Annotated in this window: 24 protein-coding genes; 6 read left to right on the top strand and 18 right to left on the bottom strand. The window is 57.9% G+C overall.

The features are described 5' to 3' along the window. The first annotated feature begins 12 nt into the window (after positions 1 to 12). On the top strand, positions 13 to 795 hold the full coding sequence (locus AAAX36_RS00525; protein WP_349073675.1) for a TatD family hydrolase: 783 nt from the start codon (positions 13 to 15) through the stop codon (positions 793 to 795). Between the two features lie 81 nt (positions 796 to 876). Here the strand turns inward: AAAX36_RS00525 and AAAX36_RS00520 are convergent, their stop codons facing one another. From AAAX36_RS00520 to deoC, 14 genes are all read right to left on the bottom strand, one after another. Then, complete coding sequence (locus AAAX36_RS00520; RefSeq protein WP_349073674.1) at positions 877 to 2394, bottom strand: FGGY-family carbohydrate kinase; 1518 nt, start codon at positions 2392 to 2394, stop codon at positions 877 to 879. 6 nt (positions 2395 to 2400) lie between these two features. Further along, positions 2401 to 3210, bottom strand: a complete 810-nt coding sequence (locus AAAX36_RS00515) for a BtpA/SgcQ family protein (RefSeq protein WP_117786628.1) — start codon at positions 3208 to 3210, stop codon at positions 2401 to 2403. 33 nt (positions 3211 to 3243) lie between these two features. Next, entirely contained in the window at positions 3244 to 3672 is a 429-nt protein-coding gene (locus AAAX36_RS00510) for a secondary thiamine-phosphate synthase enzyme YjbQ (RefSeq protein WP_196022581.1), read from the bottom strand. A 2-nt stretch (positions 3673 to 3674) separates the two neighbouring features. Beyond that, entirely contained in the window at positions 3675 to 4535 is an 861-nt protein-coding gene (locus tag AAAX36_RS00505) for an amidohydrolase family protein (protein ID WP_271742878.1), read from the bottom strand. A gap of 27 nt (positions 4536 to 4562) precedes the next feature. After that, positions 4563 to 5363: a fructoselysine 6-kinase gene (frlD, locus tag AAAX36_RS00500; RefSeq protein ID WP_349073673.1), complete on the bottom strand. Its 801-nt coding sequence runs from the start codon at positions 5361 to 5363 to the stop codon at positions 4563 to 4565. Positions 5364 to 5484: 121 nt separating this feature from the next. Then, positions 5485 to 6348, bottom strand: a complete 864-nt coding sequence (locus AAAX36_RS00495) for a PfkB family carbohydrate kinase (RefSeq protein ID WP_196022578.1) — start codon at positions 6346 to 6348, stop codon at positions 5485 to 5487. Positions 6349 to 6362: 14 nt separating this feature from the next. Next, positions 6363 to 7331 carry an SIS domain-containing protein gene (locus AAAX36_RS00490; protein ID WP_022094440.1) on the bottom strand — a complete coding sequence of 323 codons (969 nt, stop codon included), beginning with the start codon at positions 7329 to 7331 and terminating at the stop codon, positions 6363 to 6365. A gap of 62 nt (positions 7332 to 7393) precedes the next feature. Further along, positions 7394 to 8245 (bottom strand): sugar phosphate isomerase/epimerase family protein, encoded by an 852-nt coding sequence (locus AAAX36_RS00485; RefSeq protein ID WP_117745875.1) that lies wholly within the window; start codon positions 8243 to 8245, stop codon positions 7394 to 7396. A 1-nt stretch (position 8246) separates the two neighbouring features. After that, the gene (locus AAAX36_RS00480) at positions 8247 to 9830 is read right to left on the bottom strand and encodes an amidohydrolase family protein (RefSeq protein ID WP_349073672.1); all 1584 of its coding nucleotides are present in this window, start codon (positions 9828 to 9830) and stop codon (positions 8247 to 8249) included. Between the two features lie 9 nt (positions 9831 to 9839). Continuing rightward, a complete protein-coding gene (locus tag AAAX36_RS00475; protein ID WP_117745873.1) occupies positions 9840 to 11303 on the bottom strand; it encodes a TRAP transporter large permease subunit in 1464 nt (487 codons plus the stop codon). 218 nt (positions 11304 to 11521) lie between these two features. Beyond that, positions 11522 to 12265, bottom strand: a complete 744-nt coding sequence (locus tag AAAX36_RS00470) for a GntR family transcriptional regulator (RefSeq protein ID WP_035138851.1) — start codon at positions 12263 to 12265, stop codon at positions 11522 to 11524. Positions 12266 to 12415: 150 nt separating this feature from the next. After that, positions 12416 to 13075: an HAD family phosphatase gene (locus AAAX36_RS00465; protein WP_308196326.1), complete on the bottom strand. Its 660-nt coding sequence runs from the start codon at positions 13073 to 13075 to the stop codon at positions 12416 to 12418. Between the two features lie 63 nt (positions 13076 to 13138). Further along, on the bottom strand, positions 13139 to 13981 hold the full coding sequence (locus tag AAAX36_RS00460) for a Cof-type HAD-IIB family hydrolase (RefSeq protein ID WP_349073671.1): 843 nt from the start codon (positions 13979 to 13981) through the stop codon (positions 13139 to 13141). Positions 13982 to 14130: 149 nt separating this feature from the next. After that, positions 14131 to 14805, bottom strand: coding sequence for a deoxyribose-phosphate aldolase (gene deoC / locus AAAX36_RS00455; RefSeq protein WP_022094433.1), 675 nt, complete (start codon positions 14803 to 14805; stop codon positions 14131 to 14133). A 756-nt stretch (positions 14806 to 15561) separates the two neighbouring features. Between deoC and AAAX36_RS00450 the strand changes: the two genes are divergently transcribed. The 3 genes from AAAX36_RS00450 to AAAX36_RS00440 all read left to right on the top strand — a co-directional run bounded on the left by AAAX36_RS00450 (position 15562) and on the right by AAAX36_RS00440 (position 18430). Continuing rightward, complete coding sequence (locus AAAX36_RS00450) at positions 15562 to 16452, top strand: hypothetical protein (protein WP_349073670.1); 891 nt, start codon at positions 15562 to 15564, stop codon at positions 16450 to 16452. A gap of 63 nt (positions 16453 to 16515) precedes the next feature. Beyond that, a complete protein-coding gene (locus AAAX36_RS00445; protein WP_022094432.1) occupies positions 16516 to 17133 on the top strand; it encodes an ATP-dependent Clp protease proteolytic subunit in 618 nt (205 codons plus the stop codon). Then, positions 17126 to 18430 (top strand): VirD4-like conjugal transfer protein, CD1115 family, encoded by a 1305-nt coding sequence (locus AAAX36_RS00440; RefSeq protein WP_195245739.1) that lies wholly within the window; start codon positions 17126 to 17128, stop codon positions 18428 to 18430. Before AAAX36_RS00445 ends, AAAX36_RS00440 begins: the two co-directional genes overlap by 8 nt. A gap of 141 nt (positions 18431 to 18571) precedes the next feature. Here the strand turns inward: AAAX36_RS00440 and pgi are convergent, their stop codons facing one another. Next, positions 18572 to 20266 (bottom strand): glucose-6-phosphate isomerase, encoded by a 1695-nt coding sequence (pgi, locus tag AAAX36_RS00435; protein ID WP_035138859.1) that lies wholly within the window; start codon positions 20264 to 20266, stop codon positions 18572 to 18574. A gap of 199 nt (positions 20267 to 20465) precedes the next feature. After that, complete coding sequence (locus AAAX36_RS00430; RefSeq protein WP_035138860.1) at positions 20466 to 20990, bottom strand: iron-containing alcohol dehydrogenase; 525 nt, start codon at positions 20988 to 20990, stop codon at positions 20466 to 20468. A gap of 224 nt (positions 20991 to 21214) precedes the next feature. Between AAAX36_RS00430 and AAAX36_RS00425 the strand changes: the two genes are divergently transcribed. Together AAAX36_RS00425 and AAAX36_RS00420 are read left to right on the top strand one after the other, a co-directional pair. Beyond that, on the top strand, positions 21215 to 22720 hold the full coding sequence (locus tag AAAX36_RS00425; RefSeq protein WP_052044227.1) for a DNA repair protein: 1506 nt from the start codon (positions 21215 to 21217) through the stop codon (positions 22718 to 22720). After that, on the top strand, positions 22713 to 23138 hold the full coding sequence (locus tag AAAX36_RS00420; protein WP_227790077.1) for a hypothetical protein: 426 nt from the start codon (positions 22713 to 22715) through the stop codon (positions 23136 to 23138). The genes AAAX36_RS00425 and AAAX36_RS00420 overlap by 8 nt, the downstream gene beginning before the upstream one ends. Here the strand turns inward: AAAX36_RS00420 and AAAX36_RS00415 are convergent. Next, positions 23135 to 25687, bottom strand: a complete 2553-nt coding sequence (locus tag AAAX36_RS00415; RefSeq protein WP_349073669.1) for a hypothetical protein — start codon at positions 25685 to 25687, stop codon at positions 23135 to 23137. The genes AAAX36_RS00420 and AAAX36_RS00415 overlap by 4 nt on opposite strands. A 272-nt stretch (positions 25688 to 25959) precedes the next feature. Then, on the bottom strand, positions 25960 to 26343 hold the full coding sequence (locus tag AAAX36_RS00410; RefSeq protein ID WP_006234377.1) for a cation transporter: 384 nt from the start codon (positions 26341 to 26343) through the stop codon (positions 25960 to 25962). Positions 26344 to 26460: the final 117 nt, after the last annotated feature.

Here is a 26460-nt window from a genome sequence, read left to right as displayed (position 1 = left end):
GAGCGCGCCGAGATGGAGCCCCGGTTATTTGATGCACACTGCCATCTTGATTTAATGGCTCACCCGGACGCCGTTGCCGATGAGGCAACGGCGCTGGGCTTGGGTCTATTTGATTGCGGCGTCGATCCACGCGACTTCGCTAGCGCACACGGGCGAACCCGTCGCCTTCCTACCGTCATCAAGGGCATCGGCCTCCATCCCTGGTGGCTCGCCGACGGCCGCTGCGGTCCCGCCGAAGTCAATCTGCTTTGCGAAGTTGCTGCCCAAGAGCGCTACATCGGCGAAGTCGGGCTCGACTTTTCCGCGCGCTTTGCTGGAAGTGAGCCGCTACAAATACAGGCACTTAACCGGCTCTGCGATGCACTCGTGCAGCATCCTCTTACCGGGCGCGTGATATCAATTCACGCCGTTCGTTCGGCAGGAGCCGTACTGGACGTCCTCGAATCGCATGGACTACTCATCCCAAACCCCGACTCCCCCGCTATCATCTTCCACTGGTTTAGCGGCACTTCGAACGAACTCGCCCGCGCGCGAAACGCAAACTGCTATTTTTCCGTGAACGAGCGTATGCTCGCCACCAAGCGCGGTCGCGAATATGCCCGGCAGATTCCACTCGACCGTCTACTGCTCGAGACCGATGCGCCAGCCGAACCAAACACAGAAACAAGCGCGCAGTCGCTCATCAGATCGCTCGCAAGGACCTCGATGCGCATCGCCTCACTCAAAAACTGTGACGCAAAGCGCATCGAGTCGGCAGTTTTAGCAAATGCGCACTCTGTTTTTGACCTTCGCTAACTCCTGTGGGCAAAAATGCCAAGGGGCATGCAAATCGCACAACGCAGTCCCTATTTTGGAAGACAGTACAATTCGGCAGCATTACACCAATTCGTGCATGAGATCACGGTTGCGTGCATACAATTCGTCAAAGATATGACGGCGCGACGCATATAACTCGTGGGCAGTCATATCAGGCACGATTGTTTGCGCAACGCCAAGGACTTGGGCGAGCTCATCCCATGATGCATAGGCGCCACCTGCGAGAGCTGCCATGATGGCATCACCGAAGCATGCGCCCACCGTAACCTTGGCAACCGAGACCTCGCGCCCACATACGTCGGCGATAGCCTGCATCCAAACTGGATTCTTGGTTCCACCTCCGACAAGCATAATGCGCCCAATTGGCAGTCCATGTTCTCGCTCGATAATGTCGACATGGGATGCAACGGTATACGCGACGCCTTCCAAGGCGGCACGAACCATATGGGCTCGCGTATGCCTTCCGGTCAGGCCAAAGAAGACGCCACGCGCCTCGGGATCGTTGAGCGGAGTGCGCTCCCCCGCAAAGTACGGCAGACACAGGAGCCCATCGGCACCCGGCGCCACACCGGCGGCATCATGCGCCATAACCGAATATGCATCGGGGCCACCGTGGCCCTCGGCCTCCACGGCGTCGCGATACAGCTCTTGGCGCAGCCACGATGTGAGCGCACCCGCCGTATTGGTCCCCGCGCAGATCCCGTAAGTTCCGGGAATGATAAACGTCCCTGGCCACAGGCGGGCATCATCGACCATATGATCAGCTAGGTAGATGAAATACGCCGTACTCCCCAACTGAACCATCATATCGCCGGGACGAAATACACCCGTCGAAATGGCCTCGGCACCAGAGTCGCCCGTTCCCACTAAGACAGGTGTCCCTGCCGCGAGCCCCGTCGCCTCAGCCGCACGCTGAGTAATCACCCCGGCAATATCGGTAGCCGACATTACCTCCGCCATCTGGTCAGGCCGGCAGAAACGAGCACATTCCCGAGCATCAACCTTCCAAGTGAAGCGGTCGTATAGGGGAAGAAAATCCTCCGCCAGATAACGGTCCACCGTAAAACGCCCCGTCAACTTTGCGCACAGAAACGATGACGCCGTCAGGAACTTCGCGGCACGTTCGTGCACCTCGGGCATATTCTCCTTAAACCACAAGATCTTGGGAGCAATATCTGACGAACAGGGATCGTGCCCGAAAAGCTCGCGTGCGCGATCTGACCCATATTCGGAAAGAAGCTCGTCAATCTGCGGTTTCGAACGTGCATCGACTCCATACAAAATCGCGGGCGCCAGCGCGTTGCACTCGGTATCGACCGGCACACAGTCGCAGCCCAATGCGGAAAGGCCCACGCATCCGATCTGTGCCGCGTTAACCCCCGATCGCGCCACCAGCTCGCACGACAAGCGGCAAAAATCGCCCCACCAAACGGCCTCGGCATCATGCTGGTACCATCCGTCACACGGGTTGTCCGTCTCGTGTCCACAAGAGGCTTGGCAAACGATGTTGCATCGATCATCGATTAAAACGCCTTTAGAGGCGCTTGTCCCAATATCAATACCCAGATAGAGCGCCATAGGTGCCTACTCCCCTCGCGCCGTACGAGCGGCAGCCATAAAACGAGCTACCCGCTCAACATCAACCGGGGCATCCAGCTTTCCGTCGCGCTTTAAGCAGGTGCCGACAAACGCGCCATCGTAGTGAGCAAATACGTCAGCCACGGTATTTTCGCGACAACCGGTGCCACATACCACGGGCACTTCGCCAACACGCTCGCGGACCTCATCGGCAAGCTCGCCCGAAGCGCCACGACCGGCAGCCGAACCGCCGATGACCATCGCATCCGGTAGGCAATTAAAGAGAAGCGAATCGGCAATGTCCGCAGTCGTGCGATCGTTGAGATAAACCTCCCCCTCGCTCGTGATGAAGTGAAAAAGCTTGAGGTCGTCCAAGCGCAGCGCCGCCTTGCGACGCATGGTGTGCGCGAAATCTCGGTTAATCAGCCCGAGATCACCGGCCCAGGCACCGCAAAAATTACAGCGCGTGAACTGCGCATCGACGGCAGCGCACAGCTCGATTGTGGCATCACCATCGTAAATAGCCTCAGCTCCCCAAGGAGTCGACAAATCATGGGACAGAGCCCCGATTACATAGCCCATCGATGCAAGGGTTGAGGGAGAAACGTGCTGCTCATAGGGCATCGAGAGCTCATTGGTAATCAAAATGCCATCGACACCGCCCTGCTGCAACGCCTCGAGATCGCGCTTGGCGGCTTCCACGACCTGTGACACGCTTCCGCCCGGGTAGTACAGTGGATCGCCCGGCAGAGGACGCAGGTGCAGCATTCCGATAACCGGCTTTTCGGTCTTGAACATCGAAGTTAGAAACGACATAATGTGCTCCTTCATAGGGTTATTGCAGGGACGTTACTCCCCCAGCACCTCGATGTACACTTTTCGCTTCTGCGGACCGTCAAACTCCGCAAGATAGATGTTCTGGGCACCTCCGCACACGATGTGGCCATCTTGAACGGGAAAGAAGCAACTGTTTCCACAAATCATGCTCTTGATATGCCCACAGGAGTTGTTGCCGGTGGCTCCATAGCTCGGCAGGAAGTGTGCATGCGCATAGGGGGCATCGAGTGGGGCGATGCGATCAAGCGTCTCCATAAGATCCGTCTCCACGCAGGGCAGCCCCTCGTTTACCACGATTCCACAGGTCGTATGCGACAAAATAATCGCTGCCAAGCCATTGGTCACCGAGCTGCGTTCGATGGCAGCGTGCACGTCCTCGGTAATATCGATGAACTGGTCCGGAGCAGTCGATAGATAGCTCAATGTCTCGAGCGTCACCATGTTTACTCATCCCCTTCAAGAAAACGCAGGGCATTACCCCAGTAGAGCCTTTCTCGCGCATCATCGCGCATGGGCACGGTATCGAGCGCCCGCTTGAGTTTGAATGCACGGAAACGCGGCGTATTGCTGGCGAACATCACTTGATGCGATAGCGCGCGCTCATACCACAGCGGCCCCATATCGACCGTGAAAAGACGCTGCATCATCTCCTCGGGCGAATCGATGTAAGTGATAGAGGTGTCCGTGTAGCAGTTGGGATACTTGAGCAGCATCGCCACGGTCTCGCGCACCCAGGGCCAGCCAAAGTGGGTCAAACTAAAGCGCACATTTGGATGCGTTGCGATTGTGTGCTCAAATGCAAGCGGGTTACTGCGCGAGAGCTCTGCGCCCGGCTCCCAAGACATACCGGCATGGAAAACCACCGGCTTGTTATAGCGCTCGCACAGCTCGTAAAGCGGCTCGGCCACAGCATCATCGGGGGCAAAACCCTGCTTTGCCGGATGCAGGCAAAGCCCCTTTGCCCCCAACTCGGTAAAGGCGCGCTCCAATTCGTCTGCGGCACCGCTCACCTGCGGATCTACGCTCGCAAATCCCCACAGACGATCGGGATGCGCGGCAACCAGCATGGCAATCTGGTCATTGGTGCCAAAGTGCCCTCCGCATGCCGTGGTTACATCGAGCGGCATGAGCACGCTCTTCCGCACGTCGCAGACGTCCATCTCGACTTGAAGCTCATCCCAATCCATGGGGCCCATATGCCCCATACCAAATTCTCGTGACCAAAAGCCGAATCCATCAGGCTCATCACCCGGCGTACAGATCTCGCCGTAGAGCATAGGATGGACCAACATGTCGATAACCATTTCGTACTCCTTTCCAGGCATTTGACCCTAGTACGGCTCAAACGAACCAATCACTCGGGACGACAGCTCAGCACCCGCCTTCATACACGCCGGAATATCAAGGCCATCGATCACGCCCTTGGTAAACCCGGCAATATACGAGTCGCCGGCGCCCACGGTGTTAACGACCTTCTCCGCCGGTACGATCCCGCACTCATAGAAGCGCTCACCGTCATAGGCAATGCTTCCCTTCTCGCCAAGCGTGGCAACCGCAACGCGCGGTCCCAATTCCTGCACGTGGCGTACCCAGTCTCGCAGCTCCGGAGTGTCCTCTTCAAACGACATAAATGCGTAGTCAACGTAGGGAAAATGATTCTCGCAGGCATATTCGGGATCCTGGCTGAACACCGAGAAGTCCATAACCACCGTCTTGCCCGCTTCATGCCATTCGGGCAGGAGGTCCAAACAATTGCCAAACAGGTCGGTATGGATGATGTCATGCTCCAGGATAAACGCCCGGTCGTCTTCATTCGGTCGATATGTCTCCATTACGCCATCGATTGCCTCGAGATGCACGCGATCGACGCCGTCTTTCAATGCCATGAGCATCACCGAGGTGTCGCCATCCTCCACCCGCAGATGAGAGATATCGAGCCCCTCGGCGGCCAGCGCCTCCCTCATCTTGTCTCCGTACTCGTCCTTGCCGACAACCGACACGGCAGATACCGAAACGCCCATTCGTGCAAGATGGATACCCCAGTCAATGCCATTGCCAGTCGGATAGAACACGCCGATGTTTTGATAGACGTCCGCGCAGCAAAAACCAGCCGCACACGCTTTAATACCCATGGTCTTCTCCAATGTACAAAAGGGGACCCACCACATGGCGAGCCCCCTTTTCGCGTTTCGCTTATTGTTTTGCATCGGCTGTCCAAAGCCTCATAGCCAGACCGCCGTACGCTTTCTTAAGCTATTCGACGATTGGTGCTCCGTGGCCCCAAGAACCTTCCATGCCGCACACGGTCGAGGCAAACCCGGCAGCAAAGTCGAGCGCGCGCTCGATGGCCTCGGCGCCATCCTCACCACGCTTGGCGGAATCGAGATAGCACATCAAAAACGAGGTGAGGAACGAGTCGCCCGCCCCCATGGTGTCCTTCATGTCCGTTACCGGTTTAGCCAGCTGGCGGTAATAACGCTCGCCGTCGTAAGCAATGCAGCCCTCGGCGCCCGCCGTAGCCGACACAAAACGCGGACCCAGGCCCTTCACCCATGCCAGACGCTCGCGAATCTCGTCCTCACTCGCGGCATCCGCCGCACTAAAGAAAGCAAAATCGACGTAGGGCGCAATCTGCTCGTAGTACTCGTCGGTGGAGTCGTCCGAAAAGTCAAAAGAGACCGTGACGCCCGCAGCCTTCAGCTTGGGCAGCTCGCGCTCGGTGAAGCAATAGTTGCCCGAATGAACCACATCGAACTGCTTCATGTACGCAAGGTCAAAGCGATCGAGGACATAGCGCGCATCGCCACGGATACCGCCCTCGTTGGAGCCAAGGAAGACACGGTCACCGTCAACGACGGTCACGCGAGCCGCTCCGTTCTCGCCAATCATCTGCTCGCACTTGTCAAGCTCGATACCCTCATCCTCGAGGCTTGCAATGACATGCTCGGCAGCGGCGTCATTGCCAAAAATGCCCATGTATGCAGAGCGTGCGGCACCGCATTTCTTGGCATAAACGGCGAAGTTCACCGCATTGCCGCCGGGATACATGGTGTGGATATGCTCGTAGCGATCGACGACGTTGTCGCCAAATCCGAGCGCGTTAACGTTAAATGTCATGGCCTTTGCCCCTTCTAGTACTCGACAACACCCATATAGCGACGGAAATCGGGATCGTGATCAAACACCTTGCCGCGTGCTGCACGCAGCTCGCAGTTCATGGCGTAGAACAGCACCGGGTCCAGATAGGCACGGACGCTCGCCGGCACGGCTTCCATACCGTACTCCTTGGCATCGAGCACCATCAGCGTATCGGTATGCGTCTTAAGGAACGCCAGGGCGCGCTCGTCCATAGCACGGCACTCGCTGGAGCCCATCTGCAGGAAGTAAAAAACGCCATCCTGAGTAGCCTCGAAGGGGCCATGGAAGTACTCGGCAGAGTGAATGTAGCTGCAGTGCTGCCACTGCATCTCCATAAGAGAGCAGATAGCGAAACCGTAGGTCTGGCTAAAGTTGGGACCGCTGCCCAGAATATAGAAGAACTCGTGCTCCTGGCAAAGCTTGGCAAAGCGATCGCCCAGCTCGGCATTTACCTTCTCGCGTGCCGGGGGAAGAATCTTATCCATCTCGGCGATACCGGCATACATATCGGCAAGATCGGCGTAGCCCTCCTGCTGATCGAGCAGCTCTGCCGCAAGCGACAGCGAAATGCCAGCGGGGACCTCGGCCTGCGGCACGCCCTCGCCCCATGGGTAGACCCACGTGGTCCACTTGCCGGAGTCAATCTTGGATCCAGCGTTGTCGGTCTGGGCGATCACCGTAGCGCCAGCAGCAAGGGCAATCTCGCAGCCCTCGACGACCTCGGGGGTATTGCCGCTGTGGCTGCAAGCGATGACCAGGGACTTCTCGCCCAGACGACGTGGACGCATAATGTCGAATTCACGCGCGGTATAGATATACGAAGTGAAGGTGGTAGCCTCGCGCTGCAGAAGCTCATGAGCCGGGATCAAATCGATCATGGAGCCACCGCAAGCAATCCAGTAGACGCTGTCGAACTTGCCCTTCTCGGCAATTGCCTCTTTAATCAGATCGTGTGCGTTCATATCCAGTTCCTTTCTTGTTTGGCCCGCAATCAATGACGTTGGTTGCGTGGCCGATGGTTGTTTTAGTCAATCAGATATTTCTCGAATGCGGCCATGTTCTTGGCATCTGCGGCCGCCGGGTCATCGTAGTAACGACCGTCCGTGATTTCCTGGCCCAACATGCCGTCGAAACCATGGGCGTTGAGCGTGGCGACGAAGGCGTCCATATCGTGCTTGCCATCGCCCCACACCAGATGGCCATACGGGTCACCGTCGATAAAGTGCATCTCGTGAATTGCCCCATCGCCAAAGGCGGCAAACCAGTCCTCGAGCGTCTCGCCTGCGACGCCCATCGCGGTTGTATCAACCATGGGCTGTAAGTACGGGCTCGCGACCTCGTCAATCATGCGCTTCGCATCGGAAACCGTCGTCACAAGGTTGCTCTCCTCGGGACGCAGGCTTTCCATCGTAAGCACCAGACCGTGCTCGCCGGCATACTCCGCCAGAATGGACAAGTGCTCGCGGCTGCGCTTCCAGGCTTCCTCGCGGTCCTCGTCCCAGTCGCCCCAGCCCGAGTTGATGGACATACGGTCGCACCCAAGTACCTCGGCAAGTTCAATGCCGTGTTTAAAGTACGCCAGGCTGCGCTGTTCATGCAGCGGCTTGCGTGCGCAGTACTGCCAAGGATAGACAACATTCTCGGGGCACAGAGTACGATACCTAAGCCCACGGTCTGCAGCCTTTTTCGCCAGGACCTCAGCCTCAAAGTAGCCCGTATGGTCGAGCGTCACATGCGGCTCTGCACACCACAGCTCAATGGACTCAAAGCCCAAGCGCTGCTGCACATCAAGGAAGTAATCGAGCGACCACATGATGTAGTGGATATTCATGCCCGCAATCTGCTCGCGACGCAGCGTCGGTTTGGATTCAGACATCTTATGCCTCCTTATTTCGATCGAACACGATTTGTCCGTCCGACATCGTCATATCAACCGCAAGATCGCGTGCGTCGCGATAATCGAGGTCAAACACATCCCGATCGAGCACGCAGATATCGGCAAGCTTGCCGACCTCGAGCGTACCCAGCTCGTCTTCGCGCATCAGATCGTACGCGCCCCCGGCAGTCCAAGCGCGCAAGAGCTCGACAAGCGTCAGCGTGTTGACCTCATTCACAGGCAGTCCGTCGGCGAAGAATCCGCCGCACGCGCTGTAGATTGACTCGCCCAGGCTCGGAATCAGCAGCGGCAAATCCGTTCCACAGCACACTGTGCATCCGGAATCTTCCATGCCGCGGCGATTCCAGCTGTGCAAAAGTCGCGTCTCGCCAATTTGTCGACGCATCATCGATAGGCAATCCTCGCGCCGGTCCAGCGTTAGAATCTGCGGATAGACCTCGCAAATTCCACCTAACTTGCCAAACTCGACAAGATCGGTCGGGTCAGAGTTCTCGAGATCGGTAATCGCATGGCGGCGAAGCATCCGTCCATGCTCGTCTCGAGGCAGCGAGGCATAGAGCGCCACGGTGCGACGAACGGCGCCATCGCCCTGGCAATGCAAGGAATATCGGAAGCCGTCAGCATCAATTGCACGCAGCTCGCTCTCAATCAGATCCCACTCTGGCTCCTCGACGACCGTCTTGCCGGCAGCGCCCGCATCGGCCGTGTCCTCATAGAGGTCAATCATCTCGGCAAGCCCCGCCCATACGCCGCGATCGGTCATACGGTTGAAGCCAGAAAAACGAACGAACGGTCCCCGGAAGCGCTCTCGCGCCTCGCGGGCATATGCCAGATTTGCACCGGCGCCCACCGGCTGCGACATCATAGAGACGCGAACCGTCAGCTCACCAGATTCCTCACGGCGAGCCATTTCGTCGGCAAAGCCGTAGTAGTCATCAAACGCCATTTCCTTGATGGCGGTAACGCCGCGCTCGTTAAGCATGCTCATGTAGTCCGAATACCCGGCACGCACCTCGGGCAGCGCAAGGAAATCGCTCATCATGCGCCAGATCTTCTCGGCATAGCACGCCTGGGGTGTAAAGCCATATCGCGCACTGGCGGCAGCATTGAGAACGCAGGTCTCCGCGCCCGGCGTAAAGCAGACGACAGGGATATCGCCAAAACACTCGTCAAACACAGCTGCTGTATTTGCGTTCTCGGCATCCGATGCCAACGTTTCGGGTAGGTTGTGGCCAAAAGCCGCCGCGCAATCCGGATGACCTTCTTTCCATGCACGCAAGAGCGACACGGCCTCTTTGGCATCGGCGATGCCGGACAGATCGGACCCCAACGTCCGCAGCGCCCAACCTGTATAGAAGGTATGCACATCGATCAGGCCAGGCATGACAGTGCGGTCGCCCAGGTCAACTACCTCGTCCGCCTGGGTCAAATACGAAGCTACCTCACACTTGGTGCCAACAGCCTCAATTCGATTGCCACGGACCGCTACGAAACCTTCAAACGGCAGGTCCCCCGTACCGGTAAAGACGCTCTTAGACGTCAGGACCGTCAAACGATCGGACATCACAACCACCTACGCCGGAAGCATGCCGGAAATGGCAGTAATGACCAAGCCAAACACGACCATGAAGATGAAGAACTTCCAAATGGTCTTCCACCATTGGCCAAACGAAATCTTAGCCACGGCAAGGCCGGCGACCGTCATGCCCGCCACGGGGCTGATGGTGTTGATGGTCTGGTTGGCAAACTGGAGCGCGGTGACGGCCGCCTCGGGATTGAGGCCCATGAGCTCGGTCAGGGGGCCCATAACGGGCATGGTGAGCGCCGCCAGGCCAGAACTCGAGGGAACCAGCAAAGAGAGCAGACCAAGGACGACATACATAAACGTGGTGTAGACGGCGGCGGGTGCACCGGCGAGCGCGGTAGCGAGCGCCTGGAGGATGGTGTCAATGATCATGCCGCCCTCGGCGATGACCAGAATACCGCGAGCGATACCGATAACGACGGCAGCGTACGCAAAGTCGGCGAGACCCTTAACGAACTCCTCTGCGATCGTCTGCTGGTCAAGGCCGCCCAGGATACCGGCAAGCAAGCCCATGCCAAGGAACACGGCGGAAATCTGATTCATGTACCAGCCCTGGGTAACAAGACCCCAGACGATAATGCCCATACCGCAAGCAAAATCGATAAGCACGAGCTTCTGACGGATAGTGAACTCTTCCTCGATGGAGGCATCGGTCACGGAAAATTCAATACGCTTGAGCTTATCGTCCTCGTACACAATGGACGACTCGGGGTTTTTCTTGACGCGCATGGCGTAGCGCATGGCCCATGCGATACCGACGGCAGTGAAGATGACCCAAGAAACGGCACGCAGCCACAGTTGCGGATTACCCTCGATGCCAATGATGCCTTGGGCGATCAAAACATTAAACGGGTCGATGGTCGAAGCACAATATCCCAGGTTAGGACCAAGGAAGCAGATGATGAATGCCGTCATCGAGTCATAACCGATACCCATCATGATGGGAATGAAGATGGCATAGAACGGCAGGGCTTCCTCAGACATACCAAACGTAGTGCCACAAATGGACAGCAACGTCATCGTGATGGGAATGATGAGGATGTCCTTGTTCTTGAGCTTTTTAATCACACGGCTCATGCCGGCATTCAAAGCGTTGGTCTTGGTGATGATCGCGAACGATCCGCCAATCAATAAGACGAACGCAACGACGTCGGCAGCCTCTTGGATACCCTTGGTGGGCGCTTGCAGAACCGCGAAGATATCCTGACCCAGATTGATGGTCTCGCCGGTCTCGGAATCGGTGTAGTTCTTATCGACCTGTTCATAGGTTCCAGCAACGGCGACTTCACGCTCGCCCGCCGCTGTCGAAATCGTCTTGCGTTGATACTGACCAGAGGGAACGATCCAAGTCAGGACCGCAAAGACAACGATCAGCAAGAACATGATCGTATAGACATGCGGTAATTTGAACTTAAAACGTCTGTTTGTCTTCTTCGCCTTCGTATCTGACATAGATACCTCCAAAGAACTCGAGACTGCATCGCATCTCGCTTCAACGTTTGCACAATGCAAACGTTCTATGACGTCCCATAGATTACCAGCAGCTTTTTCCTTCATCAAGATAATTTCAAACTGATTGCCGCAACGCGGTTGAACGGTCGCGTTTGCGCCGTGAACGGTATGGAAACGCCCGGTGAGATGATCCACCGGGCGCTTCCATTCGCAATGTCCTAGATGTCAAAAACGTAGCGAGACCCAACGATCCGCTGACGACCGATGATAAACGGCCGCCGCTGCTCATCAAAAAAGAAGGCTTCCATATAAAACAAGGGTTCGCCAACGGGAACTGCCAACAGCCGAGCGACCTCGGGCGACGCGCACGCGATCTCGAGTGTGCACGGGTCGGTAAACGCGGGCGTACGGCCCGTCCGGTTACGCACGAACTCAAAAATGGATTGGTTAGATAGAGGTGCCGTTGATAGATAGGCGTTGTCCTCGTAAACGTATATGTTGTTCTCGAGCATGACGGGGACTCCATCGGCAGTGCGCACGCGCTCAACGCAAATCAAGTCAGTTCCAACGGGAACACCAAAGAACTGTGCTTCGGTGGAATCCGCCGGCAGTATCTTTCTCGAAATGACACACGCCCCCGGTTCCATTCCGTTAACGCGGCATGCGTCCGAAAAACTCTGAACGTCATCCTTCTGGCGAATCTTGCGCTTGAGCTTGGGGGCATTGACAAACGTGCCTTTCCCCTGTCGCTTCGTTAGATAGCCCTGCTGGACGAGCTCCTCAATAGCGCGTCGCACGGTAACGCGGCCAACTTTATAGCTCTCAGCCAATTCGAATTCGTTGGGTATCCGCGCGCCTGCCTTGTAGGCGCCGGAGTTGATTTCGTTTTTAATGATATCAATGACCTGTTGGTACAGCGGTATCGCTGCTTTACCGTCAGTTAGCCCTTCAGTCGGTGGCATATACCTTCTCCCAGCACAATTAATTCTAAAACGGGCTTAAGGGCATTCAACAAGCCCTTAAGCCCGCATTAGCTTAAAGTATGCTAGGTGTCGCACCAAAATGTTGGCTATTTACTCATCAGACCCGAAAAACGCGCAACTACCGCGCTCCTAAGAAAGCGTGAGCAGCTCCGGCAGCTGGTCGATAATCTTGTCCGCGGCATCCTGGCTAAAGCCAAAGCGTTCCTCGCGCTTGGCAATAACTGTCAGGCCGGCTCGCTTGCCAGCGGTGATGCCAGGCACCGAATCCTCAACGCAGCAGCAGCGATTCGCGGGCAGCCCCAGCAGGTCCAGCGCATGCAGGTAGATGTCGGGCTCGGGCTTGCTCTCCTTAAACTGCTCGCCGCTCACCACATACTCAAAGGCATCCGACAGCCCGCACGCATTGAGCACTTCCTCGATGCTAACCATGGGAGACGAGCTGGCAAGCGCCACGCGAACGCCACGGCGCGGCAGCTCTCGAATCGTATCCACGGCGCCTGGGTTAATCAAAGCCTGATAGTCGCGCGGACGCTTATGCGCCCACTCGTCCCAACGGGCCAACGCTTCCTCGCCAGTGAAATGCCCCTTACCGGCGCGCTCAAACCAATCGACCAGCATATGCAGGAAGAACTGATGGGAGGTACCGACCTGCCCATTCAACTCCTCTTGAGTCAGATTAAGCCCCAGCTCCTTGGCAAACGCGGCAGTCTCGCCCAAGTAGTAATACTCGGTATCGACAATGACGCCGTCCATGTCAAAGATAACGGCGTCGAACGGAAATGCGGACACGGCACCCTCCCTAACAAAAGGGCGCCTGTAAGCAGGCGCCCGAACCATGCATTATCGGCGATTCTAGCCCAGCAGCTTATCCAGCGCCACTGCAATACCATCTTCGTTGTTATTGGCGGTCACCATCTGGGCTACAGCCTTAACCTCATCGACGGCGTTGCCCATGGCAATACCGGTGCCGGCCCACTCAATCATGGACTTGTCGTTCTGGCCGTCGCCAAACGATACGACCTCACTGGCATCGATGCCGAGCTTGGGCAGGGCACCCTCGAGCGCACGGGCCTTGTCGATACCGGGCGCCGTGTACTCAAAGTACCAGTCGGCCGTAAACATGCCCGAAAGCGTCTGGGTAAAGGGCGCATACATCTCCTCGTAATGCGCCTGCAGGTAGGCCGGATCGCCCGCCGTCAGCAGCTTGTCCACGGGATAAGCATCAGCAACCTCATGCAGGCTCTCCACCTCGCGGATCTTAAGATCGCACGCATCGCGCTCATACTTGACGATATTCTTCTGCGAGCCGTCAGGCAGCGTGATCATGCAATGGTACGAGTCCTCGACATGCAAATCACGACCGAGCGAAATCATAGGAATCACGTCAAAATTACGCAGGTGATCAATCAGGCGATGCAATTCGTCGGCAGGCATAGCCTGATCGAACAGCACCTCGTCGGTCTGAGCGTCGACCACATGCGCGCCGTTAAAGGCAACTAGCAGACCGTCATGGTTTTGAAGGTCGAGCTCCTGCGCCAAGGCGTGCAGTCCCCATGCGGGACGGCCCGAAGCCAAGATGAGCTTAATGCCCGACCCCTGCGCCGCGAGCAGCTTCTCGCGCGTACGCGGGCTAATCACTTTCTGATCGTTGGTGAGCGTACCGTCGATATCCATCGCGATGGCTTTGATTGCCATATATGCCTCCCTGTCATTGAACAACCTTGTCTGAGCCATCATACAGAACACCCATTGCGACTCCGTTTACAACGGGCAAAAAGTCATATTGTCTCGAACATGAACGGCGTGTGGTCGTGAAGCTTTATCGCTCAGGTCAAATACGTCTGCTAGCGACGCTCATCCGTCGGTGCGCCCTCGACGATCGCGATGCCCGCCGATGCGCCTAACGCGCTGGCGCCGGCCTCGATGAATGCGCAAGCCTCTTCGTAATTATGGATACCGCCCGCCGCCTTGATTGCCACGGCATCGCCGAGCACCTCGTGCATCAGCCGCACGTCCTCGAGCTTAGCACCGCCAAAGCTTCTGCCGGTCGATGTCTTAAGGAATCCCGGCTTGGCCTCCAGCGCGATCTCGCATACACGGCGCTTGGCGGCGTCGTCGCCGTCCAGCTTGCACATCTCGACGATTACCTTGTCAGTGATGCCATGCGCGCGACAAAAATCAGCAATGGTAGTCATCTCGCGCTCGATGGCATCAAAATCGCGGTTCTCGATCGACCCCTGATTCAAAACGTAGTCAATCTCGGTAAAGCCACACGCAGCGTATTCCTCAAACCTCGCAAGCTTCTCCTCAAGCGTCATAGTGCCCTGGGGAAAGTCGATGGCGCCGGCAAGGATGATGTCAGAGCCCTCGAGCATGGCGCGGCCCGTCTCGTACTCCTGAAGGTTCGCAAATACGCAGCGAAAGTTGTACTTTAACGCCTTCTCGACATACTGCTCAAACGTGTCCTCGGGGGCATCGATATAGTCGATGTATTTATTGATGGGTTTGGCAAGTGTCATGCTGGGCCTCCTTGTTCAGGACTGACAACCGATTCGTGGTTTCACGCGAAAAACCACGTTCAATGTACGCCCGACATACAAGGACAGCGTCCGCATTCCGACAAGTGGTATGAAATTAGCTGTAAACGTATATTTACAGACAGCGAATGGCACCGCACGCGGATGCCGACAGCAAGACATCCCCCCTCAATACACCCTCATGCCCCTTTACTGTTTGCGACCAGAAATGATGAGCTGCACAACGCCGTTAGCGGTCGAATTCGACCTCTGACGACGTCACGCGACTCATCGTATCCGACCGACAACAGAAAAGGGGCACGTTCGCATAGCGTGGCGCGTGACGGTTGCAAAACCACCCCATTTGAAACAAACGCAAAAAAGTACTTGCAAAGACGCGTTCCGACATATAAATTGATAAAAGACCGCCGTTGCGGTTTTAAGTAGATCGAGCATATGAAGTTTCAGTTTTTAGCATGTAAGAGAAAGAAGATCGGCAAAGTACAACCCCAAACGCAATGACAACTTAATGAGGTAACTGCCACATGTGAGGCACCTAGGGCATTGCTGTCTCGATTTTGAGCACGATGCCTTCCGCCTTGCATGGGCCGTTCCATCCCGCCCCTGCAGCAACTGCCTCACGGGCTCATTGAAAACCGCATAGCACCCCAACGTCAGCACATCACCCACGGCAAGCACATCACTCACGACAACCAACACATCAACAAACAGCAAGAACATCAACCGATTGGAGAAGCTATGACAAACCACCACGCAGAAGACGGCGATAAGAAAAGCATTCTGGATGCCCGCATTGAGCGAGCATATGCAAACGAATATGACGCCGCCTTTGCCGCCGCGACCATCAAGAACTACGCGTCGCTACCGCTCGCGACGATCTTGGCCGACCACCCTCAACTGCTGAAGCGCTGCGCAAAGATCATGGGCGACCCCGACATTCGCAAGCTGACAGACCCCTATGCCCCAAAACGCGACAACGATTCGTGCGTTCTTACCGTAGGCTGCCTAGCCCATATGCTTACGGCGCTCGACACGAAACTCAAGCTCGAATGGGAACCCGACGAGCGTCATGAACTCGAAAGCAAGCGGAACACCCTGCGCACCGCACTGTTCCTTCCGCTGGACGGCCTCAAGCGCTGCAACGTCGAGCTCAATGCACAGGCGCGGCAAAAGCCCGGGACCACGGGGCAGAAAACTCCAAGACCCCATGCGGCCATCGTCGACCGCAACCGATATAACCGCATGACCGCGCACTTTTCCGCCGAGGGAGCAGCCATAAGGACGCTGATCGACCTGCTGTGCCTCCTGAGCATCAGCGAGCTATTTGAGGGCTATCTCGCCCTTGTTCCCGCGACGGCACCCAAGTCGGTAGCAAAGATCATCGAGACCTGCAGACGCCAGTTTGAGCGCCATCGCAATGGCAGCGAGATGAACACCAGCATCGCGCAGTACTACGCGGCTCATTACAAAAATGACGGATGTGCCCCTGTCGAGCATCAGCTGCGGCTCGCCTACACCACGCCCGCCGCAACGCTCTATCGCTTTGGAGCCCTTGGCGCTTGCGAGCCGCACGAACAGGCAGCCTGCCCCACAACCGAGCTCGATCTCAGGCTCGGACGAACCCTGTAGCCCGCCAGCCCCTCCGCGGGCAACAATCCTATTCCACAACACAACCAACAGAAAGGAGTCCTCATGGACACCAATCATTCCCCCATCATCAGCCCCCTCACCATGCGTGAATCCGCCCGAGGTATCACGCTCACCAGCATTTACGATGAGATGCTCGCCCGTCGCGAGCTCTCCGTCATGGGAAACATCGAAACCCCGATGGCCCACGACCTATGCCAGCAGATTCGTCTGCTCGATGCCACCGACCCCAGCCGCCCCATCACCATATTTGTCGCCAGCGCCGGCGGAAGCGTGCGATCGGGTCTTGCGATCTATGACGCCATGCGCCTCGCATCGTGCCCCATCCGCACCGTCTGCCTGGAATTCGCCGCGTCCATGGGCGCCGTGATCTTTATGGGCGGCGACGATCGCCGTATGGCGCCCCATGCAGAGCTCATGATTCATGACCCGCTGATCCCCCAGGGGGCAGGCGGCTCGGCACTTGCGTTGCAGGAAACCAGCCGGCGTCTCATGCAGACCCGCAAGACCCTCACGCAAATCCTCTCGGACCGCAGCGGCCTCACGCCCAAGCGCATCCAGTCCCTCACTGCAAAAGACACCTACCTTTCGGCCGAGCGCGCCGTCGAGCTCGGCTTTGCCCACGAAATTCTCTCGACCACCAAGGAGGTCGCCCATGTCTAACCTCGCCAGCCGCCTCGCCGCATCTGAGTCCGCATCGTCCACCATCCTCGCCAAGGATCGAACGCTCTCCTGCGACACCCGCCAAACGGGACTCAACAACAACGCACTTGTGATCGGCCCCTCGGGAGCCGGCAAGACCCGAAACGTCCTCAAGCCCAACCTGCTGCAAATGAACGCAAGCTACATCGTGCTCGACACCAAAGGCACGCTCTGTCGCGAAGTGGGACCCGTGCTGGCAGCCCACGGTTACCGCGTGCAATGCCTCAACTTCGCCGACCTCAACACCGTCCCGGCCCTTGCGCCCGGCATCGAGCGCTGCGGCTACAACCCCCTGAGGCACATTCGCCGCAAGGCGGACGGCAGGCCCAACCAGCAGGACATCCTCTCGGTGGCAAAGGCCATCTGCCCCATCGAGGACAACAACCAGCCTTTTTGGGATCATGCGGCGGCAAACCTGCTGTCGTGTCTTATCGCCTACGTCACCGAACAGCTACCCGCCGACGAGCAGACGATCAGCTCGGTCATCAAGCTGATCGAGCACCTGCAGGACGGTGCCACGGGTCGATTGTTTGACGACCTGATCACGACCGACCCCCAAAGCTATGCCCTCTCGCTATGGCGGCGCTACGCCATTACGCAAAATGCCGAGCGCATGCACGCGAGCATCGTCGGCATCCTTGCCGAAAAGGTCATGTGTCTGGGATTCGACGGTGCGGCACAGCTCTATCGTGAGTGCCATCAGGTGAACTTCGCTTCCATGGGACACACCCCCTGCGTCCTGTTTGTAACCGTGAGCGATATTGACCGCAATCTCGATCCGCTGACCGGCCTCTTTATTTCGCAGGCGTTTATGGGCCTCATTCGTGAGGCCGATAGGCAGCCCGACGGCAGCCTGCCCGTGCCCGTGCGCTTTATGCTCGATGACTTCGCAAATCTGCAGATCCCCCAGATCGACAACGTGCTCTCGATTATCCGAAGCCGCAACATCTGGGCAACGCTGCTGCTGCAGTCGACCAACCAGCTCGATGCGCTCTATGGCGAGGCACGCGCACGCTCCATCATGGGCAACTGCGACACGCATCTGGTGCTGGCGTTCCAGGATCCCGAGAGTGCCCGGGTGTTTTCCGACCGCGCCGACGCGCTGCCCAGCACGCTCATGGCGACGCCGATCGATCGCTCGTGGCTCTTTGTGCGCGGTCGCACTCCCGAACAGGTCGAGCGCTTTAGGCTCGAAGACCATCCGCTCTACGGGGAGCTGCCCGAGGCGCAGCGAGACCATGCGGAGGCCGAGATCTAGGCGCAGGGTTCTCGCGGCGCGCGGCGCCCCAGCGATGTTCCACAAAGGCCGTGCGCCCCGGGACTACGGCAAAGCAAAGGGGCCCGCATCCGATAGGATACGGGCCCCTGACTATAAGGCGCGATGCGTTAACAGCAGCGACTACTTGCGATGCGCGCGATAGAACTCGATGAGCGCCTGGGTCGAAGCGTCCTGCTCGGCCTTGGCGGCGTCATCGTGGAAGGCCGGGGTAATCTGCTTGGCAAGCTGCTTGCCCAGCTCGACGCCCCACTGGTCGTAGGAGTCGATGCCCCAGACCGTGCCCTCGACAAACGTGATGTGCTCGTACAGGGCGATGAGCTCGCCGAGTGCGAACGGGGTCAGCGTGTCGCCGAAGATCGAGGTCGTCGGGCGATTGCCCTCAAAGCAACGGGCCGGGACGATCTGCTCGGGCGTGCCCTCGGCACGAACCTCATCGGCCGTCTTACCAAAGGCGAGCGCCTTGGTCTGGGCCAGGAAGTTGCCCAGGAACAGCTCGTGGACATCCTGGCCGCCGTCGGTCGCAGGGTTGGCGGTATTGGCGAAGGCGATGAAGTCGGCCGGAACCACCACAGTGCCCTGGTGCAGCAGCTGATAGAAGGCATGCTGGCCGTTGGTGCCGGGCTCGCCCCAGAAGATCTCACCGGTGTCGGAGGTCACGGCGCTGCCGTCCCAGCGGACATGCTTGCCGTTGGACTCCATGGTGAGCTGCTGCAGGTAGGCCGGGAAGCGGTGCAGGTACTGGCAGTACGGCAGCACGGCGTGGCTCTTGGAACCGAAGAAGTTGACGTACCAGACATTGAGCAGGCCCATCAGCGCGACGGCGTTGTTCTCGAGCGGGGTGTTGCAGAAGTACTCGTCGATGGCGTGGAAGCCCTCGAGGAACTGCTGGAAGCGCTCGGGGCCGAGCACGACGATCAGCGACAGGCCCACGGCGGAGTCAACGGAATAGCGGCCACCGACCCAGTTCCAGAAACCGAAGGCGTTGGCGGGGTCGATACCGAAGGCCTCGACCTTCTCGAGTGCGGTGGAAACGGCGACGAAGTGCTTTGCCACGGCCTCGGCGTTCTGCTCATCGGAGCCGTCGATGGCGCCCTGAGCCTTGAGCTGCTCGAGCATCCAGGTCTTGACCTCGCGGGCGTTGGTGAGGGTCTCGAGCGTGGTGAAGGTCTTGGAGACGATGATTACGAGCGTGGTCTCGGGATCCAGGCCCTTGAGCTTCTCGGCCTGGTCGTTGGGGTCGATGTTGGAGATGTAGCGGCAGTCGATACCGGCGTCGGCATAGGGACGCAGAGCCTCGTAGGCCATGACCGGGCCCAGGTCGGAGCCGCCGATGCCGATGGACACCAGATGCTCGATCTTCTTGCCGGTAACGCCCTTCCACTCACCGGAGCGCACGCGCTCGGCGAAGGCATACATGCGGTCGAGGACCTCGTGCACGTCGGCGACGACGTCCTGGCCGTCGACGATGAGCTGGCCCTTCTCGCTTGCCGGGCGGCGCAGCGCGGTGTGCAGGACAGCGCGGTCCTCGGTAGTGTTGATGTGCTCGCCAGAGAACATGGCGTCGCGGCGCTCCTCGAGCTTCACCTCGCGGGCAAGATCGCACAGCAGCTTGACGGTCTCATCGGTCACCAGGTTCTTCGACAGATCGAAGTGCAGGTCACCGGCGTCAAAGCTCAGCTTGTTCACGCGGTCGGCGTCAGCAGCGAACCAGGCCTTGAGGTCGATACCTTCGGCCTCGAGCTTCTCCTGATGAGCCTCGAGCGCCTTCCAAGCGGCAGTCGACGTAGCATCGATAGGTGCGGCAACAGTTGCCATAGAGTCCTCCTCAGCATACGGGCGCACGCCTCCATGCGCCCGGACATTCAGATGCCACTATTCTAGCGCAGGTCAAGACTACAATCAGCGAGCGTTGCCAATCGGCCCCCAAACGGCAACCGATTAAAAAGGGACAGGCTTATTTTGGCAGGTCAAACGCTTTACCAACCAAAAATAACCCGTCCTTTTATGGCAAATATTAGGCCGCGGCGCAGATGCTACCGAGCAACTCACGCAGAGGAGACCCGATGCCCTCCAGCAGTTCGGGCGCGATAATGGCAAAAACGGGAACCTCACCGGTGCCCACGACAGCAGGCGCCTTGCCCTCCGAGAGAATGCATCCATAAGGGACAAAACCGTCTTCGCCGGCATCGAGCGCCGCCATGCGACGCGCGAGCTCGCGCGCAAAGCCAGCAGTATCGGCATCGCCAATCGCCAGGACAAAGTCCACGCCCTCATCGGTTGCCAGGGCTACGGCCTCATCGACCAAATCGTCTCCCCCGTCGCCCCCGGCCGAACCGCAACGAAAGAGTACGCGTTCGAGCAGGGCACGATCGAGCGAGCCCAGCGCCGCCGAAACGAGCTCATCGCGCGTGTGCTTGTCGCCTCCCAGCACGACCAGTGCCTTGGTGCCGCCATAGTGGGCAACCAATCGCCCGCACCAGCGAGCCACATCCCCATCCGCAACCAAGCGCGTCGGCATACCAAACCCATAGTTGACCATTATCCCCACAACCCTTCCGTGCTTTATGGTGGTATCGATCGTTAGGCTCATGCTACGAAGCGAGCTTTTCCGAGCTGTTTCGCGCTCTTTAGGGCTGCGTTAAAACCCCGATGAAGCCGCACGACCATACTTGCCAAAAAGGGACAGATTTTGACGGTGTCCGTGCAAGCGGGTATTATCGAACAGGTATTCGATAAGAACATGTGTTTGATGGAAGGGCACGGATGGCGCACGAGCAGCACACCTATATCTGCATCGACCTCAAGACGTTTTATGCCAGCGTCGAGTGCGTCGACCGTGGGCTCGATCCGCTCACCACCAACCTGGTCGTTGCCGACGAATCGCGCGGACGCACGACCATCTGCCTCGCTATCACGCAGGCCATGAAGGACTTAGGTATTCACAACCGCTGCCGTCTGTTCGAGATTCCCGACGGCATCGACTGCATCAAAGCAGTGCCGCGCATGCAGCACTACATGGAGGTGTCGGCGCAAATCTACGGCATCTATCTGGAATACGTCAGCCCCCAGGACGTGCACGTCTACTCAATTGACGAGTGCTTTATCGACGTGACACCCTATCTGGACCTCTATCACACCGATGCGGAAGGCTTCGCCTGCATGTTGCGCGACGAGGTCCTGGCGCGCACCGGCATCACGGCGACGGTCGGCATCGGCCCCAACCTATTCCAGGCCAAGGTTGCACTCGATATCACCGCCAAGCACGTACCCAGCCGCATCGGCATACTCGACGATGAGACCTTTCGCAAGGAAATCTGGCCCCATCGTCCCATCACCGATATCTGGGGCATCGGCCCCGGCGTGGCAGCACGACTCGAAAAATACGGCGTCTACGATCTGATGGGCGTCGCGGCGCTCGACGAAAACCTGCTTTACGACGAGCTCGGCGTCAATGCCGAGTATCTCATCGACCACGCCTTCGGACGCGAGCCGACAACCATCGCCGATATCCAAGCCTATCGCCCGCAAGCAACTTCGACCACCACAGGACAGGTGCTCTCGAAGGGCTATGCCTACGAGCAGGCCTACACCGTCTTGCGCGAGATGGTCGACAACGCCGTGTTGGACTTGATCGATAAGCACGTGGTCTGCGACAGCATCTCGCTCTTTGTGGGCTACGCGAGCGAGCGCGCCGACATACGCAGGCTTGATGCCAGCGGTACTGCACAATATGTGGACGGATGCGGACACCTGCGCTCGAGTACGTCGAGCATCGAACCCACCGCAACCGCCGGCCCCGAGCTCGCGCCCCGTGCTCCCAAGCCCGTCCAGCGCGATGACGAACGGCGCCGCCTGGTGCGCGAAGCGCAGGCAATCGATGGCATCTTTGTGGGAGAGCATGGTGGCAAACCGCGTGGTGGCTATGCCGCGCTCTTTGCGCACTCCAACGCCTCGCGCAAGCTGCCCGAGCGTACCAATTCGTTTAAGAAGATCATGGGCTATTTCGATGAGCTCTGGGCGCAGACTGTCGATCCCAAACGACCGGTCAAGCGCATCAACCTGGGCTTTAGCAATCTTGTGCCCGAGGAATTTGCCACCATCGATCTGTTCAGCGATATCGAGGCCGATGAGCGCGAGCGCGACCTGGCGCGCGCCGTCCTGGCCGTGAAAGGCAAGTACGGCAAGAACGCGCTCGTCAAGGGATTAAGCTTTACCGCCGGCGCCACCGCGCGCGAGCGCAACGATCAAGTTGGAGGACACCGTGCCTAAACCCAAACAACAGCCCATGCGCCCGCCGACCGCCTTCGAGCGCCTGGCGGACCCCGAGGGCAGACGCCGCGCAGCCGACCCCAACCTCACTGCCAACGGTGCCGTGCGCGCCAACCGCGCCGCACAGTTTATGCCCTTTGCCGCCCTCACGGGATACTACGAACTCGTGCGCAAGCAGGAAATCACCGTCGAGCAAAAACGTGAGCTCACGGAAGAAAAAGCCCTCGAGCTTTCGCAAAAGCTCGAGGGCCTCAAGCGCGGCGACTTGGTGCGCGTCACCTATTACGATACGTACGGCTATCGTAGCCGCACGGGCATTCTCGACGAAGCGTTACCCGCATTCAAGCTGCTCAAACTCAGGGATATCGCCATCAACTTCGACGATATCCAGGACATTGAGCTACGCGGACGAGCCTAGCGACGAGAACGCTTGCGCAAGACGAGAGCAATGCCAAGCACTGCGGCAGCTGCAACCAGCAATCCCAAGACCAGCGTGAGGGTCGAGTCGCCAGCGCGAGGCAGCGAGCCGTCCTTCGGAGTCTTCTTAGCGGTCGTCGTGACGGTGGTCGTGGTGCTGCTCGACTGGTCGTTGCCACCCGTCTGGCTGCCGCCAGGCTGATCGCCGCCACCCGGCTGCGAAGGATCGGTGGGTTCCGTCGGATCCGGAGTACCGGGATCAACCGGATTCTCCGAATTCTCCTTGCGCTGGATCCAGACCTGGCAACCATAGAACGGGTTGGCGGTACCAAGGCACAGACCCTGGTTGGTCACCGCAAAGGTGCGCAGACCATGGTTATACGGATCGTTAAAGCCATTGGTCGTCAGCGTCGTAAAGTTCACGCCGTCCTCGGTCACATACATATCAAAGCCGCGCTCGGCATCGCGCAGGTAACACATGCACGTAAGGACACTCTGCAACTTCTTGAGGTTCTCCTCGCTCAGCAGCTTATCGAGCGCATCCTGAATATCGCTCGGCAGCTCGGTGCCATAGGCATCCTCGTACTGCTGCTTAAGGCTCTCATAGCTATCGAGCATGTCCTGATACTGGTCGGCAAAGGACTTGAAGTACGCGATCTCGCCATCGATCTTCTGGACATAAGCGGCGTCGTCCTCAAAGTCCTGGGACATCGTCGCGGCCTGATCGCAAAGACCGCCCGCGGCATCCTCCAGCGCATCGCTCAGATCGCCAAAGCCCTTAGCAACCTCGGTCTTCTCGTCATCGACATCGACGGCCTTGTTTGAATCATCAACCTCAGCAGCTTCGTTCGAATCATCGACCTCGACGGCCTCGTTTGAATCATCGTCCGCAAGCGTGTTCACGGGAACGATGGGGTCGTCAGGCGATTTCTTGTCGAGCAGGTGATCGAGCAGGTCCCTAAGGCGCTGAACCTGAGAGTCCCACTCCTCGGGCGTCATATCGATAATGTCGCTATTGGAGAACTGGCCGATCGGCTCAAGCAGGCTCGCGGTATCAAAGGTACCGATATACAGCTTGCCGTCGAACTTCTGCATGCGCCAAATGTACTGGTTCTCGTTTCGGCCAAAGCCCGAAGTCAGGCCGGAAATACCGCCCTCGGGGAACATGTCGGTGCGATCGCCAACGACGAGCTCCATGTTCTCGTCCTTGTCCATGCGATAGATGTTAACCGACTGCTCAAGATTGGCATTCACAAACGAGCAGTCAACGCCACCCATGCTGCCCTTGCCGCCCTCTTCGGTGTTGGATTTGTTGAACAGGATGCGCTCGAGGGCAATCTCCTCGTCGTTGTATTCACCGATATAGAGGTAGTCGTTGTAGACGATGAGGTTGGCAGCGCCAGAACGGGTACGGGCAGGATCGATGCCAAAGCAGTACTTTGCACCGTCCGTCTTCTGATCGCCGACAATGGGAGTCCACGAATAGCTGCCGTCGGCATTCTTGTCGCCACGGACCATGGCAAACGACTGCATGGAATTATCATCGGGAGCGTTCTCGGGCGTACCGGTGCAGATGGTCGCATAGAGATGGCCATTGTACGAGACCATATCCCAAATGGCGCCGCCGTAGATGCTGTCCTGATAGCGAATCGCCGGATAGCCAAACAGCGTCTCCGAGTTGGCAATCTCGGTGAAGCTGTCCTGGCCCTTCGAGGGGTCAGACGACGTCAGGATTGTCGACACAAAATTACCGTTCGCGTCTTTACCCACATTACTGATGACGAGCTGGCCATCATGGACGCACATGCCGCGGATACCGGTAGAAATGCCCTGCTTGTAGGCAGCACCGTAATCCTGCATGCTCGAAAGGCCCTGATAGACAACTTTGTACTCATCCGTCTTAGGATCGATCTCGTATACAGCAGGCAGGCCGCCTTTGCCGTCATTGGTCCTGACGCTGCCGCAGAAATAGAGCTTACCCTTATAGCTCACGGCATTGCGGAACAAAGGAGCGACGCCGTTGAGCGATTCAGAGAGTAGCAGCTTGGTCTCACCGGTCTTGGCATTGATCTTGACCAAGATGCCGCCGCTGTCCTTGTCGGCCGTGCCGTCCTCCTTCTGCTGTCCATAGAAGAAGGTACCGTTAAACATGGCCTCCAGCGTCAGGCGCATGGTTTCGACATCAAAGGAATCGCCCAGCGTGCTGTTCATGAGCGTCAGCGTGTTGCCCATCGCCGCATAGCAGGTGCCCACATAAAGCCAGTCACCATAGCTCGCAGCCGCCCAAGTGTAGCTCTGGCCGCGATCGCCTTCGTTGTTGGCCGTATTACCATCGGCGCCCGGAACGGCAACGGCACCGTTACCCTGGTAGTCGACGATGCCATCCGGCTGCGACGTTCCTACCGTAGGATGCGAGAGCTTCTCAAAGGAATACCCATTTCCCGCATTGTAGGTAACGGCACCCGATGCGTCTTCGGCGTGCGCCGGCAGCGGCGATACCAAGATAGCGGCAAGCGCTGCCACCAAGCCAAGTGTTCCCACTCGTCTCATAAGGTTATAGCCTCCCCTGTCCTAAAGCCCAGTTTTAGCATTCTTCATTTCTGTCCACGGTTAATTGCAATCTGAGCACAGCAATAATCAGTGTATAAATATACACCTGTAATTTTTTGGACGGGTTCATAGATGCTCGATAGGTAGCGAATTCCGCGCAAACCGTCACCAAACTCCACTTTTGCCGCATCTAAAGGTTATTTTTGCGCAAATTTTTGGATGCCGATAGTCACAATGGGCAGGAGGCTGGTACCCACCGGAGAGGGCAACGCCTACATTTTCATAACGTAATAGCCCGCACCCCTCACTGCCGTCTCGAGTGTGTCGCGATCAACCGGGCGCTTCGAGCGCACGCGTGCCGTGTGGTCCGCGTACGTTACCGTAGCCCACACGCCATCAAGCGCATTGAGGGCATTCGTCACATTCCGGGCGCAGCCGTCGCAACTCATGCCGCCGATAAGGAGTTCCTCACGATAGGGGTAGTGGGACTCGTCGGTGTCTGCCACCACAACCTTTTTGGCCTTCTTGCCGCTCGCACCATCGCTGCAGCAACTCTTCCCGTGTGTCGAAGCGGCAATGCGACGCAGTCCAAAAAACATGCCGACGGCAATGACGGTCAGCACGATGAGATTCGCAGGGTTGAGCAAGTCACTCATGCGTTCCCCTTTCAGTAGCACTATCTAGATACCCCCATGGGGTGTCCCCATCTTAACCCAAAATCATGTCCGTTCGGTCAATTAGTTTTCCTCTTCAAACTTTTTTGTTGACCATGG

The sequence above is a fragment of the Collinsella sp. CLA-ER-H10 genome (assembly GCF_040092475.1).
GTDB lineage: Bacteria > Actinomycetota > Coriobacteriia > Coriobacteriales > Coriobacteriaceae > Collinsella.
This window is presented reverse-complemented; position numbering and strand designations above follow the sequence as displayed.

Coding starts and splice junctions, on each gene's coding strand:
- AAAX36_RS00525 (WP_349073675.1), top strand. CDS start 13: ATGGAGCCCCGGTTATTTGATGCACACTGCCATCTTGATTTAATGGCT.
- AAAX36_RS00520 (WP_349073674.1), bottom strand. CDS start 2,394: ATGGCGCTCTATCTGGGTATTGATATTGGGACAAGCGCCTCTAAAGGC.
- AAAX36_RS00515 (WP_117786628.1), bottom strand. CDS start 3,210: ATGTCGTTTCTAACTTCGATGTTCAAGACCGAAAAGCCGGTTATCGGA.
- AAAX36_RS00510 (WP_196022581.1), bottom strand. CDS start 3,672: ATGGTGACGCTCGAGACATTGAGCTATCTATCGACTGCTCCGGACCAG.
- AAAX36_RS00505 (WP_271742878.1), bottom strand. CDS start 4,535: ATGGTTATCGACATGTTGGTCCATCCTATGCTCTACGGCGAGATCTGT.
- frlD (WP_349073673.1), bottom strand. CDS start 5,363: ATGGGTATTAAAGCGTGTGCGGCTGGTTTTTGCTGCGCGGACGTCTAT.
- AAAX36_RS00495 (WP_196022578.1), bottom strand. CDS start 6,348: ATGACATTTAACGTTAACGCGCTCGGATTTGGCGACAACGTCGTCGAT.
- AAAX36_RS00490 (WP_022094440.1), bottom strand. CDS start 7,331: ATGAACGCACACGATCTGATTAAAGAGGCAATTGCCGAGAAGGGCAAG.
- AAAX36_RS00485 (WP_117745875.1), bottom strand. CDS start 8,245: ATGTCTGAATCCAAACCGACGCTGCGTCGCGAGCAGATTGCGGGCATG.
- AAAX36_RS00480 (WP_349073672.1), bottom strand. CDS start 9,830: ATGTCCGATCGTTTGACGGTCCTGACGTCTAAGAGCGTCTTTACCGGT.
- AAAX36_RS00475 (WP_117745873.1), bottom strand. CDS start 11,303: ATGTCAGATACGAAGGCGAAGAAGACAAACAGACGTTTTAAGTTCAAA.
- AAAX36_RS00470 (WP_035138851.1), bottom strand. CDS start 12,265: ATGCCACCGACTGAAGGGCTAACTGACGGTAAAGCAGCGATACCGCTG.
- AAAX36_RS00460 (WP_349073671.1), bottom strand. CDS start 13,981: ATGGCAATCAAAGCCATCGCGATGGATATCGACGGTACGCTCACCAAC.
- deoC (WP_022094433.1), bottom strand. CDS start 14,805: ATGACACTTGCCAAACCCATCAATAAATACATCGACTATATCGATGCC.
- AAAX36_RS00450 (WP_349073670.1), top strand. CDS start 15,562: ATGACAAACCACCACGCAGAAGACGGCGATAAGAAAAGCATTCTGGAT.
- AAAX36_RS00445 (WP_022094432.1), top strand. CDS start 16,516: ATGGACACCAATCATTCCCCCATCATCAGCCCCCTCACCATGCGTGAA.
- AAAX36_RS00440 (WP_195245739.1), top strand. CDS start 17,126: ATGTCTAACCTCGCCAGCCGCCTCGCCGCATCTGAGTCCGCATCGTCC.
- pgi (WP_035138859.1), bottom strand. CDS start 20,266: ATGGCAACTGTTGCCGCACCTATCGATGCTACGTCGACTGCCGCTTGG.
- AAAX36_RS00430 (WP_035138860.1), bottom strand. CDS start 20,990: ATGGTCAACTATGGGTTTGGTATGCCGACGCGCTTGGTTGCGGATGGG.
- AAAX36_RS00425 (WP_052044227.1), top strand. CDS start 21,215: ATGGCGCACGAGCAGCACACCTATATCTGCATCGACCTCAAGACGTTT.
- AAAX36_RS00415 (WP_349073669.1), bottom strand. CDS start 25,687: ATGAGACGAGTGGGAACACTTGGCTTGGTGGCAGCGCTTGCCGCTATC.
- AAAX36_RS00410 (WP_006234377.1), bottom strand. CDS start 26,343: ATGAGTGACTTGCTCAACCCTGCGAATCTCATCGTGCTGACCGTCATT.